Annotated in this window: 9 protein-coding genes; 5 read left to right on the top strand and 4 right to left on the bottom strand. The window is 71.6% G+C overall.

Translation table 11 applies throughout. From position 1 onward, the window contains the following. Nucleotides 1-4: 4 nt before the first annotated feature. The 3 genes from BM076_RS30675 to BM076_RS30685 form a co-directional block, all read right to left on the bottom strand. Nucleotides 5-937: a Yip1 family protein gene (locus BM076_RS30675; RefSeq protein ID WP_245796544.1), complete on the bottom strand. Its 933-nt coding sequence runs from the start codon at nt 935-937 to the stop codon at nt 5-7. A 140-nt stretch (nt 938-1,077) separates the two neighbouring features. Next, nucleotides 1,078-3,351, bottom strand: a complete 2,274-nt coding sequence (locus BM076_RS30680; protein ID WP_093717009.1) for a (Fe-S)-binding protein — start codon at nt 3,349-3,351, stop codon at nt 1,078-1,080. 210 nt (nt 3,352-3,561) lie between these two features. Beyond that, a complete protein-coding gene (locus BM076_RS30685) occupies nt 3,562-4,839 on the bottom strand; it encodes a nucleotide sugar dehydrogenase (RefSeq protein WP_093717010.1) in 1,278 nt (425 codons plus the stop codon). 130 nt (nt 4,840-4,969) lie between these two features. Between BM076_RS30685 and BM076_RS30690 the strand changes: the two genes are divergently transcribed. From BM076_RS30690 to BM076_RS30710, 5 genes are all read left to right on the top strand, one after another. Continuing rightward, nucleotides 4,970-5,851, top strand: coding sequence for an LCP family protein (locus tag BM076_RS30690; RefSeq protein ID WP_093717011.1), 882 nt, complete (start codon nt 4,970-4,972; stop codon nt 5,849-5,851). A gap of 133 nt (nt 5,852-5,984) precedes the next feature. Continuing rightward, complete coding sequence (gene dnaK / locus BM076_RS30695; protein ID WP_093717012.1) at nt 5,985-7,862, top strand: molecular chaperone DnaK; 1,878 nt, start codon at nt 5,985-5,987, stop codon at nt 7,860-7,862. Continuing rightward, nucleotides 7,859-8,527 (top strand): nucleotide exchange factor GrpE, encoded by a 669-nt coding sequence (grpE, locus tag BM076_RS30700; protein ID WP_093717013.1) that lies wholly within the window; start codon nt 7,859-7,861, stop codon nt 8,525-8,527. Before dnaK ends, grpE begins: the two co-directional genes overlap by 4 nt. Nucleotides 8,528-8,592: 65 nt before the next feature. Next, nucleotides 8,593-9,792, top strand: a complete 1,200-nt coding sequence (gene dnaJ / locus BM076_RS30705; protein WP_093717014.1) for a molecular chaperone DnaJ — start codon at nt 8,593-8,595, stop codon at nt 9,790-9,792. A gap of 4 nt (nt 9,793-9,796) precedes the next feature. Further along, complete coding sequence (locus BM076_RS30710) at nt 9,797-10,273, top strand: heat shock protein transcriptional repressor HspR (protein ID WP_322936686.1); 477 nt, start codon at nt 9,797-9,799, stop codon at nt 10,271-10,273. 120 nt (nt 10,274-10,393) lie between these two features. Here the strand turns inward: BM076_RS30710 and BM076_RS30715 are convergent, their stop codons facing one another. Further along, complete coding sequence (locus BM076_RS30715) at nt 10,394-12,061, bottom strand: phosphodiester glycosidase family protein (protein ID WP_245796546.1); 1,668 nt, start codon at nt 12,059-12,061, stop codon at nt 10,394-10,396. Nucleotides 12,062-12,204: the final 143 nt, after the last annotated feature.

Raw genomic sequence — 12,204 nt, forward strand, 5'->3', positions numbered from 1 at the left:
AGCTTCAGATCAGCGGGAGCTTGAACAGGCACAGCAGCGCGATCAGTTGGATCGACGCGGCGCCGAGCGCCTTCGGCCACGGCAGGTCGTGGGACTTGCTCACCATGGACGTCAGCAGCGCCGCGCAGGCCAGCCAGGTGATCCAGCCCAGGAGTTGGACGAAGCCGTTGCCGCCGCCCAGGAAGAGGGCGAAGAACAGGCGCGGGACGTCGGTGAGGGTCGTGATCAGCAGGGCGAGGCCGATGGTCGGCGCCCAGGCGCCGTCACCGCCGAACTGCCGGGCCAGGGTGTTGGTGACCGCGCCCAGGGTGACGGCGGAGATCACGACGGCGACGGCCGTGGTGAGCACCCAGGGGATGCTGGTGGACAGCGTCGCGTCCAGGACGTCGCTGCGGGCCGCGTCGAAGCCGAAGACGGCGAGCAGCCCGTAGAGGAAGGTGACGGTCAGGGCGGGGCCCCACACCGTGTGGTCGCGCATCTGCCAGAAGGTCCGGCCGGGGCGCAGCACGATGCCGCTCAGCAGCTGCTTCCAGTGCAGCCGCGGGCCGACGGGCGGCGTCGCGGACTGGCCGGCGCGGTAGGTCGCGACATTGTCCTGGCTGTACTGCGGCTGACCGGGGTACGGCTGTCCGGAGTACGGCTGCTGCCCGCCGTGACCACCGTGTCCGCCGTACGGATCGCCGCCCTGCTGCCCCGCGTCGTACGCCAGCGGCTCCGGCACGCCCATCGTGAACTGCCGCGTCTGGCCGGGCGCGTCGTCGTGACCGCCGCCGTTGCCGTACCCACCCGGGCCGGGAGCGTAATACTCCGGATACTCCGGCTCCCCGGCGCGCGGCGGACCGTACGATCCGGCCGCGCCGGGCGCTCCGTACGGCCCCTGGCCGTTCCCGCCGCCCCGGCCGCCGCTCTCACCGTGTCGATTCCTGAATCCAGCCACGTATTCGAACGTACCCGTTCCGCGGTCGCGCCGCGCCCACGGCCGGGTCCGCCGCCGTCCTTTGCTGCCAACCTGTGACACGTGGCGGCGGACCCGTAAGGGAAGCCCCTCAGGGGCCCGGAAGAAGCTTCCGCACAGGATCAGGAAGCGCTGCCCGCCGCCGCTTCCTCACCCTGCTCCGCTGCCTCCAGCGGCGTCTTCACCGACTGCAGCAGCAGCTGCGAGACGTCCACCACCTGGAGCGACTCCTTCGCCGCGCCCTCGTTCTTCTTGCCGTTGACCGAGTCGGAGAGCATGACCAGGCAGAACGGGCAGGCGGTGGAGACGATGTCCGGGTTGAGGGAGAGGGCCTCGTCGACGCGCTCGTTGTTGATGCGCTTGCCGATCCGCTCCTCCATCCACATCCGGGCGCCGCCGGCGCCGCAGCAGAAGCCGCGCTCCTTGTGGCGGTGCATCTCCTCGTTGCGCAGACCCGGGACGGAGGCGATGATCTCGCGCGGCGGTGTGTAGACCTTGTTGTGCCGGCCCAGGTAGCAGGGGTCGTGGTACGTGATCAGGCCCTCGACCGGGGTGACGGGCACGAGCTTGCCCTCGTCCACCAGGTGCTGGAGCAGCTGGGTGTGGTGGACGACCTCGTACTCGCCGCCGAGCTGCGGATACTCGTTGGCGATGGTGTTGAAGCAGTGCGGGCAGGTCGCGACGATCTTCTTCGACGCCTTGGGCTTGCGGCCCCCGGGGACGACCTTTCCCTCGTCGTCCAACTCCTCGCCGAAGGCCATGTTCAGCATGGCCACGTTCTCCTGGCCGAGCTGCTGGAAGAGGAATTCGTTGCCCAGGCGGCGGGCGGAGTCACCGGTGCAGTTCTCGTCGCCGCCCATGATCGCGAACTTCACGCCCGCGATGTGCAGCAGCTCGGCGAACGCCTTGGTGGTCTTCTTGGCGCGGTCCTCCAGGGAGCCCGCGCAGCCGACCCAGTACAGGTACTCGACCTCGGTCAGGTCCTCGACGTCCTCGCCGACGACCGGCACCTCGAAGTCGACCTCCTTGACCCACGCGAGGCGCTGCTTCTTGGGTAGGCCCCACGGATTGCCCTTCTTCTCCAGGTTCTTGAGCATCGTGCCCGCCTCCGACGGGAAGGACGACTCGATCATCACCTGGTAGCGGCGCATGTCGACGATGTGGTCGACGTGCTCGATGTCGACCGGGCACTGCTCGACGCAGGCGCCGCAGGTGGTGCAGGACCACAGCACGTCGGGGTCGATGACACCGTTCTCCTCCGCGGTGCCGATCAGCGGGCGCTCGGCCTCGGCGAGCGCCGCGGCCGGGACGCCGGCCAGCTGCTCGGGCGTGCCCTTCTCCTCGCCCTCGGCGTCCTTGCCGCCGCCGGCCAGCAGATAGGGGGCCTTGGCGTGCGCGTGGTCGCGCAGCGACATGATCAGCAGCTTGGGGGAGAGCGGCTTGCCGGTGTTCCAGGCGGGGCACTGCGACTGGCAGCGGCCGCATTCGGTGCAGGTGGAGAAGTCGAGGATGCCCTTCCAGGAGAAGTGCTCGACCTGGGAGACGCCGAACTGGTCGTCCTCTCCCGGGTCCTCGAAGTCGATGGGAACGCCGGCCGACGTCATCGGCTGGAGCGCGCCGAGCGCGACCGGGCCCTCGGCGTTGCGCTTGAACCAGATGTTGGGGAAGGCCAGGAAGCGGTGCCAGGCCACGCTCATCGTGGTGTTGAGGCCGAGCACGATCGCCCAGATCATCGTGACGCCGAGCTTGACCATGGCCACGGCGTAGACGGTGTTCTGCAGGCTGCCGGTGCTCATCTTCCGGAAGGCGGCGACCAGCGGGTACGAGACGAAGTACGCCGCCTCGTAGTGGTCGACGCCGTGCAGGGCGCCCTCCAGGCCGCGCAGGGTGAGGATCGCCAGGCCGATGACCAGGACGACGTACTCGACGAAGTACGCCTGCCAGGCCGTCGAACCGGCGAAGCGGGACTTGCGGCCGGCCCGCGAGGGCAGGTTCAGCAGCCGGATCACGATCAGGGTGAGGATGCCGAGCGTGGTGAGGGCCGCGATGAACTCGGTGTACAGCTCGTACGGCAGCCAGGTGCCGATCCACGGCAGGATCCAGTCGGCCTTGAAGAGCTGGCCGTACGCGTTGATGATCGTCAGGCCGAGGGTGAGGAAGCCGACCGCCACGAACCAGTGCGCGACGCCGACGACGCCCCATTTGTTCATCCGGGTGTGACCGACGAATTCCCTGGCGAGGGTCGTGGTCCTGGCCACCGGGTCGTTGGTGCGGGAGCCCTCGGGGACGGGCTGGCCGAGGGTGACGAACCGGAAGATCTGCGCGACGGCGAGGCTGATCAGGGCGACGCCGACCGCGGTGAGGACCAGCGACACGATGATCGCGGCGAGCTGCATGTGGGCTCCTCGGGCCTGCGCGGCGGTTCAGTTGGGGCGGTCGGGCCAAGGGTGTGGGGCGCTCTTGGCGGGGGCTCGGCACGGCCCTGGCAAGGTCGTACTAAGCGGTAACTTATTTCGGTCTCCGCTGAGATTACCCGGGATCCGGGGGCGCATACAGCCGGACGGCTCGTGATCTGTGTCGCGGCGCACCCGCGTCCCGGCCCCCGGCTAGAGCCGTTCGACGCTCTCGCCCCGGCACCGGTCGCGGGTGTCGAAGACGTACGTCGCCGCCCGCGCCACCATCGTGTAGTCGAACGTGTCGTGGTCGGTCGTCACCACCACGACGTCCGCCGCCGCGGCCTCCTGCTCGGTCAGCTCCACGCACAGCACGTCCGCGGGCAGCCGGGCCGGATCGGCGTACGGCTCGACCGCGTGCACCCGCGCGCCGCGTGCGGCGAGCAGGGCCGCGACGGCGAGGGCGGGCGATTCGCGCAGGTCACCGCTGTTCCGCTTGTACGCGAGGCCGAGCAGCAGGACGCGCGCCCCGGCGAGCGCCTTCTCCCGTACGTCCAGGCCCGCCGCGATCCGGTCCACGACCCGCTCCGGCATCGCGTCGTTGACCTCCTGGGCGAGGGCGGCGAACCGCAGCAGGCCGTGCGGGACGGGCAGCCGGTGGCCGCCGACGCCGGGGCCGGGGTGGAAGGGCAGGAAGCCGTACGGCTTGGTGGCCGCCGCCTCGATCGCCTCGTGGACGTCGGCCCCGAGCGGTCCGGTGACGGTCGCCAGCTCGTTGACCAGCGCGATGTTGACCTGACGGAAGGTGTCCTCGATCAATTTGGTCAGCTCGGCGGTGCGCGGCGAGGAAACCGGCACCGTATTGCGCACGATTCTGGCGTAGAAGCCGTCCACGGCCAGCAGGGAGCGGACGTTGACGCCGGAGACGACCTTGGGGGTGTTCTCCAGCCGCCACCTGGTGTTGCCCGGGTCGGTGCGCTCGGGGCTGTAGCCGAGGTGGAAGGCGCTGCCCGCGGTCAGGCCGCTGCCCTCCTCCAGGACCGGCCGCAGCAGGTCCTCGGTGGTGCCGGGGGCGGTGGTGGACTCCAGGATCACCGTGGCGCGCGGGCGCAGGTGGGGCGCGATCGCCCGGCCCGCGGCCTCGATCGGGCCGCGGTCGGGGACGCCGTCACGGACCGGGACGGGCACGGTGATGACGCAGATGTCGAAGCCGGCGGCGTCGGCGTAGTCCGTGGTGGGCAGGTAGCGGCCGGAGGTGAGGGCGGCGGTCAGCCGTTCGGCCGGGACGTCGCCGACACCGCCGGCCTCGCCGGCCGTCAGCCGTTTGACGCGCTGCTCGTCGGTGTCGATCCCGGTGACGGTGAAGCCGGCCTCGGCGGCCCGCAGGGCGAGCGGCAGTCCGACGTGGCCCTGGCCCACGACGACGACGTGCTGACGGTCCCCGGTGCCGGGGCGGGCTTCGTGGTCTTCGTGGTCTTCGGTGACAGCCATGGCGCTTAAATTAGCCCTGATTGTGACAAATATGGCAAAAGCGACATCGTTTGGGACGGGCGATGTCGGATGCCCGGATGTCGGATGTCGGCCGAACGAACCGTGGCGGGACGAGGACGGAGGAGGCGGGATGCGCGCCGTGCTGCGCTGGGTGGCGATCGGCGCCGGGGTCGTCCTGGTGGTGACGGGGGGTCTGGGCTGGGCGTCCTACCGGAAGTTCAGCGGCAACATCCGTACCGACCGGGTCGCGGAGCGGGTGCTCGCCCGGTACGAGAAGGACCGCCCGCGTGCCCTGGTGCCGCGGGCGCGCAACATCCTGGTGCTGGGGTCGGGTGGAGCTTCCTCCAACGGGAACCGTCACCAGGGTGGCCCTCTCGGCGGCGGATACGGCGCGTTCGGTGAAGCCGCCCCCGACGAGGCCGCCGCCGTCCTCCTCCACCTGTCCGCGGACCGCCGCCGCGCCGCGGCCGTCGCCGTACCCGGTGCCATGAAGCTCGCCGTCCCGGCCTGCCCGCGGCCCGGCGGCGGCACCAGCCCGGCCGCGTACGAGCCCTTCCGGCTGGCCTTCCGCGGCGGCGGCGCGGCCTGCGCGATCCTGGCCTTCGAGCGCTTCAGCGGCATCCGTGTCGACCACCATCTCGTGGTGGATTCCGCCGGGTTCGACCGGGTCGAGGCGATGTCCGGGAGCGAGGCGACCGCCGGGCGGCGGCGCCGCGCCCTGCTGCGCACGCTGGCCGGCCGGGCCCGGGGCGGGGGAACACTGCGCCACCCGGCCAGGTTCTTCGGTCTGGTGGACACCGCGACCTCCTCGCTCACCGCCGACCCCGGCCTCGGGTCGCTGCCCGCGCTGTACGAGCTGGCCGGGAGCCTGCGCAAGGTGCCGGACGGCGCGCTCGCCTTCCGTACGCTGCCGGCCGGGGCCGCCGCCCGCCCGCTGCTGGCGGCGCTGCGCACCGATCAGCCGGTGCAGCCGGTGCAGCCGGTCCGGCCGTCGTCACGGGAGGGTCACTGACCTGCGCGGATGCCATGGGTGCGCACATAAGGAGAAGGTAAGTTGAGTCGGGTCGACTCACGTCTGTTGACAGGAGATCCCGGGTCGTGCACCCTTGAGTCAGTTCCACTCAAGTCAGCAGGAGGATTTCACCATGGCACGTGCGGTCGGCATCGACCTGGGCACGACTAATTCCGTCGTCAGCGTTCTCGAAGGCGGCGAGCCCACCGTCATCACCAACGCAGAGGGCGCCAGGACCACGCCGTCCGTCGTCGCCTTCGCCAAGAACGGCGAGGTGCTCGTCGGCGAGGTGGCCAAGCGCCAGGCTGTCACCAATGTCGACAGGACCGTCCGGTCGGTCAAGCGCCACATGGGCACCGACTGGAAGATCAACCTGGACGGCAAGGACTTCAACCCGCAGCAGATGAGTGCCTTCATCCTGCAGAAGCTCAAGCGGGACGCGGAGTCGTACCTGGGCGAGAAGGTCACCGACGCGGTGATCACCGTCCCCGCGTACTTCAACGACTCCGAGCGCCAGGCCACCAAGGAGGCCGGTGAGATCGCGGGCCTCAACGTGCTGCGCATCGTCAACGAGCCGACCGCCGCCGCGCTGGCCTACGGCCTCGACAAGGACGACCAGACCATCCTGGTCTTCGACCTCGGTGGCGGCACCTTCGACGTCTCGCTGCTGGAGATCGGCGACGGCGTCGTCGAGGTGAAGGCCACCAACGGCGACAACCACCTCGGTGGTGACGACTGGGACCAGCGCGTCGTCGACTACCTGGTGAAGCAGTTCCAGTCCGGCCACGGCGTGGACCTGGCCAAGGACAAGATGGCCCTCCAGCGGCTGCGCGAGGCCGCGGAGAAGGCGAAGATCGAGCTGTCCTCGTCCACCGAGACCTCGATCAACCTGCCGTACATCACGGCGTCCGCCGAGGGCCCGCTGCACCTGGACGAGAAGCTCACCCGCGCCCAGTTCCAGCAGCTCACCTCCGACCTGCTGGAGCGCTGCAAGACGCCGTTCCACAACGTCATCAAGGACGCCGGCATCCAGCTGTCCGAGATCGACCACGTCGTCCTGGTCGGCGGCTCGACGCGTATGCCCGCCGTCGCGGAGCTGGTGCGCGAGCTGACCGGCGGCAAGGACGCCAACAAGGGCGTCAACCCGGACGAGGTCGTCGCCATCGGCGCGTCGCTCCAGGCCGGTGTACTCAAGGGCGAGGTCAAGGACGTCCTGCTGCTCGACGTCACCCCGCTGTCCCTCGGTATCGAGACCAAGGGCGGCATCATGACCAAGCTGATCGAGCGCAACACCACGATCCCGACCAAGCGCTCGGAGATCTTCACCACGGCCGAGGACAACCAGCCGTCGGTGCAGATCCAGGTCTACCAGGGCGAGCGCGAGATCGCCGCGTACAACAAGAAGCTCGGGATGTTCGAGCTGACCGGTCTGCCGCCGGCCCCGCGCGGGATGCCGCAGATCGAGGTCACCTTCGACATCGACGCCAACGGCATCATGCACGTCGGCGCGAAGGACCTCGGCACTGGCAAGGAGCAGCGGATGACCGTCACCGGCGGCTCCTCGCTGCCCAAGGACGAGGTCGACCGGATGCGCCAGGAGGCCGAGCAGTACGCGGACGAGGACCACAAGCGCCGCGAGGCCGCCGAGACCCGCAACCAGGGTGAGCAGCTCGTCTACCAGACCGAGAAGTTCATCGCGGACAACAAGGACAAGCTTCCCGAGGACGTGAAGTCCGAGGTCGAGACCGCGGTCGCCGACCTCAAGGAGAAGCTGAAGAACGAGTCGACCGACGACACCAACACCGCGGCGATCCGCGAGGCCACCGAGAAGGTCGCGGCCACCAGCCAGAAGCTGGGCCAGGCGCTGTACGCCAACGCCCAGGCCGACGGCGCCACGGCCACCCCGGGCGCTGCCGAGGACGCGGCCAGCGCGGACGCCGGGGCCGACGACGACGTCGTCGACGCCGAGATCGTGGACGACGAGACCGGCAAGAGGGACGGTGCCGCGTGACGGAGGAGCCGAAGGGCTTCGAGCAGGAGCCCGACGTCCCTTCCGAGGCCGGCGACAAGCAGCCGGAAGCAGCCGCCAAGGCTGCCGGGTCCGCCGACGAGGCGGGTCCGGCAGCCCCGGCCCCGGACGGGGACGCGAAAGAGCTGACGGCCCTGCGGGCGCAGCTGGACCAGGTGCGGACCGCGCTCAATGAGCGCACCGCCGACCTCCAGCGGCTCCAGGCCGAGTATCAGAACTACCGCCGCCGGGTGGAGCGGGACCGGGTCGCCGTCAAGGAGATCGCGGTCGCCAATCTGCTGACGGGGCTGCTCCCGGTGCTCGACGACATCGGCCGGGCGCGGGACCACGGCGAGCTGGTCGGCGGCTTCAAGTCGGTCGCCGAGTCGCTGGAGACGGTGGCGGCGAAGCTGGGCCTGCAGCAGTTCGGCAAGGAGGGCGAGCCCTTCGACCCGCTGGTGCACGAGGCCCTGATGCACAGTTATTCGCCGGATGTCACGCAGACCACATGCGTGCAGATCCTCCAGCCCGGGTACCGCATCGGGGAGCGCAATCTGCGGCCCGCCAGGGTCGCGGTGGCCGAACCGCAGCCGGGCAGCCATGCCAAGGACGAGGCGGCCGAGAAGAAGGCGGACGACGAGGAGACCGGTGGCCCGGACGAGGGCTGACGGAGCGGAAGCGAACCGGGGCGTGATGCCGCGCCCCGCCGTGGTGGAGAGGAGGGACGTCGGGGATGAGCGTCAGTAGGGACCTGTTGGAGAAGGACCTGTACAAGGTCCTCGGCGTGCCCAAGGACGCCACGGACGCGGAGATCAAGAAGGCGTACCGGAAGCTCGCCCGCGAGTTCCACCCGGACGCCAACAAGGGCGACGCGAAGGCCGAGGAGCGCTTCAAGGAGATCTCCGAGGCCAATGACGTCCTCTCCGACGCCAAGCGCCGCAAGGAGTACGACGAGGGCCGCGCGCTGTTCGGGAACGGCGGCTTCCGCCCCGGTCCCGGCGCGGGCGGCACCGGCGGCTTCAACTTCGACCTCGGCGACCTGTTCGGCGGCGGCGCGGGCCAGCCGGGCGGCGCGGGCACGGGCGGTCAGGGCGGCGGCTTCGGCGGCGGCCTGGGCGACGTGTTCGGCGGCCTGTTCAACCGCGGCGGGGCCGGCACCCGGGTGCAGCCGCGCCGTGGCCAGGACATCGAGTCCGAGGTGACGCTCAGCTTCACCGAGGCGGTCGACGGGGCCACGGTCCCGCTGCGGATGTCCTCGCAGGCTCCCTGCAAGGCGTGTTCCGGCACCGGCGACAAGAACGGCACGCCCCGGGTGTGCCCGACCTGCGTCGGCACCGGGCAGGTCTCGCGCGGCGGCGGTGGCGGCTTCTCGCTCACCGACCCCTGCGTGGACTGCAAGGGCCGCGGCCTGATCGCCGAGACGCCGTGCGACGTCTGCCACGGCAGCGGCCGGGCGAAGTCCTCGCGCACCATGCAGGTCCGCATTCCCGCCGGGGTCACCGACGGGCAGCGGATCCGGCTGCGCGGCAAGGGCGCGCCCGGTGAGCGCGGCGGCCCGGCGGGCGACCTCTACGTGGTCGTGCACGTCGGGGCGCACCCGGTCTTCGGCCGCCGGGAGTCCAATCTCACCGTCACCGTGCCGGTGACCTTCGCCGAGGCGGCGCTCGGCGGCGAGATCAAGGTGCCGACCCTGGGCGGCCCGCCGGTCACCCTCAAGCTTCCGGCCGGCACGCCGAACGGCCGTACGCTGCGCGCCCGCGGCAAGGGCGCGCTGCGCAAGGACGGTTCACGGGGTGATCTGCTCGTCACCATCGAGGTGGCGGTGCCGGAGAAGACCGAGGGCAAGGCGCTGGACGCACTGGAGTCCTACCGGGAAGCGACCGCGGAATTCGACCCGCGGGCGGAGCTGTTCAAGGCCGCAAAGGGAGCGTGACCTGATGAACGTCGACGGAAGCGGCAGCGGCATGCGGGGCCCGCGCGGTGGGCGCAACCCGTACCAGCTGACCGAGGAGTCCCCGGTCTACGTCATCTCGGTGGCGGCCGAACTGTCCGGGCTGCACCCGCAGACCCTGCGGCAGTACGACCGGCTCGGCCTCGTCTCGCCCGACCGCACCGCCGGGCGCGGGCGCCGCTACTCCTCGCGCGACATCGAGCAGCTCCGCGAGGTGCAGCGGCTCTCCCAGGACGAGGGCATCAATCTCGCCGGCATCAAGCGGATCATCGAGCTGGAGAACCAGGTCGCGGCGCTCCAGTCCCGCGTCGCCGAACTCTCCGCCGCCGTGGAGGGCGCCGCCGCCGTCATCCAGCAGCGCGAGGCCGCCGTCCACGCCTCCTACCGCCGCGACCTGGTCCCGTACCAGGACGTCCAGCACACCAGTGCCCTGGTGGTCTGGCGGCCCAAGCGCGACGGCTGAGCGCCGCACGCACGACACGCACGACACGACGGACGGCCCGGCTCCCCTCCGAGGGGAGCCGGGCCGTCCGTCGTGTCCGTCGCGGTACGGATGGCGGGCGCGACCGGAGGAGGCGTCGGGTCAGTGGAGGCGGGGCGGGAGGACGTGGACGGTGTCGCCCACGGGGCGTTCGCCGGTGGCGTCGGAGGGGTGGTTGAGGAGGGTGCCGTCCTGGGTGAAGGCGGTGGAGCCGCCGCCGTCGAGGTTGAGGGCCTGGACGGCGCCCAGGGAGCGCATGTAAGCGGCGGCCTCGTGGAGGGTGAAGCCCTCGCTGCCGTCGCCGGTCCGCCGGCCGTCGACGGTGACGAGCAGGAGGCGGCCCTTCGCGTCGATGCCCGCCATGGTGCGCGGCTGGCGGACATTGGCCCAGGCGTAGCCGAAGGAGAGGTCGCCCGGGTCGACGGTGCCCTCGGTGGCGGCGTCGATGCTGATCCGGCCGTTCTCGACGAGGGTCGGGGCGGCGCTGACGACGCTGTCGCCGCGGCCGAGCGGCACGATCCGGCCGGAGGCGTCGCGTACGGTCTCGTCGACCGCGACGCGCTGCCCGGTGCGGGCGTGCGCGGTCAGCCAGCCGGCGGCCGAGCCGATGCCCTGGAGGACGCTGCCGCCCGCGGGCACCCGGCCGCCGCGCGCGCCGACGGAGACGACCCGGCCGGCGGCGTCGAGGACGGCCTGCGCACCGCTGCCGGTGGGCAGCGCGGCGCCGAACAGCGGGGTGAACAGCACCAGGTCGTCCGTCTCGTGGCAGGTGACGTCCTGCCAGGGCAGCTCGCTCGGGGTGGCGCCGGGCCGCCCGCAGTCCCGTACTGTGCCGGGCACGCGGTTGACGCCCTGCACGGCGTAGGACGAGCCGTCGGCGCGCGCGGCGGCCGTACTGGTCAGGTCGGCGATCCGGGCGTGCCGGCCGCCGTGGTCCAGGATCAGCGCGGCCCGCGCGCCGGCCGCCATGGACGCCAGGCGCCCGTCGTAGACGCCCAGCGCGGACTGGGTGCCCTGGACGCCGTCGTCGTCGGAGGTGACGAAGAAACCGCCGTTGACGGCGACGAGGGAGCCGAGCTTCGCGGCGACCGAGGACGTGGTCTCGCGCTGGGCGACATTGCCGTCGTGGGTGCCGGTGACGGTGCCGCGGAAGACCCGCGGGTCGATCACCGCGATGTGGATGCTCTCGACGTCGGCGGGCTGTTCCGCGTCGTAGCCGGTCCACTCGACGGCGGTACGGAAGCCCGCCGCGGTCAGTGTCGTCGCGGCGGCGGTGGCGTCGGCCTGGGTGCCGTACGCGCCGGCGCGCACCCGGTAGCCCATCGTGCCGTGCGGGGTGTCGGTGTAGTCCGGCCAGTCGACGCGCTCCACGCGCGGGTCGGCCCCGGCGGCGCGCAGCGCGGCGGCCGTGTCGTCCGCCCACGCCTTGGTGTTGACCTCGACGGCGGTGGCCGCGCCGGTCAGCCTGCTGGTGGCGGGCCGCTGGACGGCCACCGTCCAGGAGGGGGCGGCGTCAGAGCGCCATTGCGTGCCGGAACGCACGGTGACGCCGGGCGCGACCTGCCGGCTCGTCCACCGCGCCGAGACCGGGCTCGGGTGCCGGAGGACGGCGGTCTCGGCGGTGGGGCGGGCCGACGTGGTGACGTGCGCGGGCGCGACGGCCTGCGCCGCCGAGTCCACGCCGAGCGGCGCGAGGGCCGCGACGACCGCGACGGCGGACATGACGGTGCGGACGCGTATCCGCGCGGCACCCCTGATGCGGCGGCCCATGACGACCCCTTCACATGCGACGACGGCTCTCGGCGGGCGGACGGCTGCGTCCGCTGTCGATGAGAGCCGCCCCGTGCGAAGGGGCCGCTGTGCGGGGGTGAGATTCCGGCGAACAGACGGCGAATGACGTCATCCGCCGTCTG

Origin of the sequence: Actinacidiphila alni (assembly GCF_900112845.1) — a bacterium.
Taxonomy (GTDB): Bacteria; Actinomycetota; Actinomycetes; order Streptomycetales; family Streptomycetaceae; genus Actinacidiphila; species Actinacidiphila alni.

Coding starts and splice junctions, on each gene's coding strand:
- BM076_RS30685 (WP_093717010.1), bottom strand. CDS start 4,839: ATGGCTGTCACCGAAGACCACGAAGACCACGAAGCCCGCCCCGGCACC.
- BM076_RS30690 (WP_093717011.1), top strand. CDS start 4,970: ATGCGCGCCGTGCTGCGCTGGGTGGCGATCGGCGCCGGGGTCGTCCTG.
- BM076_RS30710 (WP_322936686.1), top strand. CDS start 9,797: ATGAACGTCGACGGAAGCGGCAGCGGCATGCGGGGCCCGCGCGGTGGG.
- BM076_RS30715 (WP_245796546.1), bottom strand. CDS start 12,061: ATGGGCCGCCGCATCAGGGGTGCCGCGCGGATACGCGTCCGCACCGTC.
- dnaK (WP_093717012.1), top strand. CDS start 5,985: ATGGCACGTGCGGTCGGCATCGACCTGGGCACGACTAATTCCGTCGTC.
- dnaJ (WP_093717014.1), top strand. CDS start 8,593: ATGAGCGTCAGTAGGGACCTGTTGGAGAAGGACCTGTACAAGGTCCTC.
- BM076_RS30680 (WP_093717009.1), bottom strand. CDS start 3,351: ATGCAGCTCGCCGCGATCATCGTGTCGCTGGTCCTCACCGCGGTCGGC.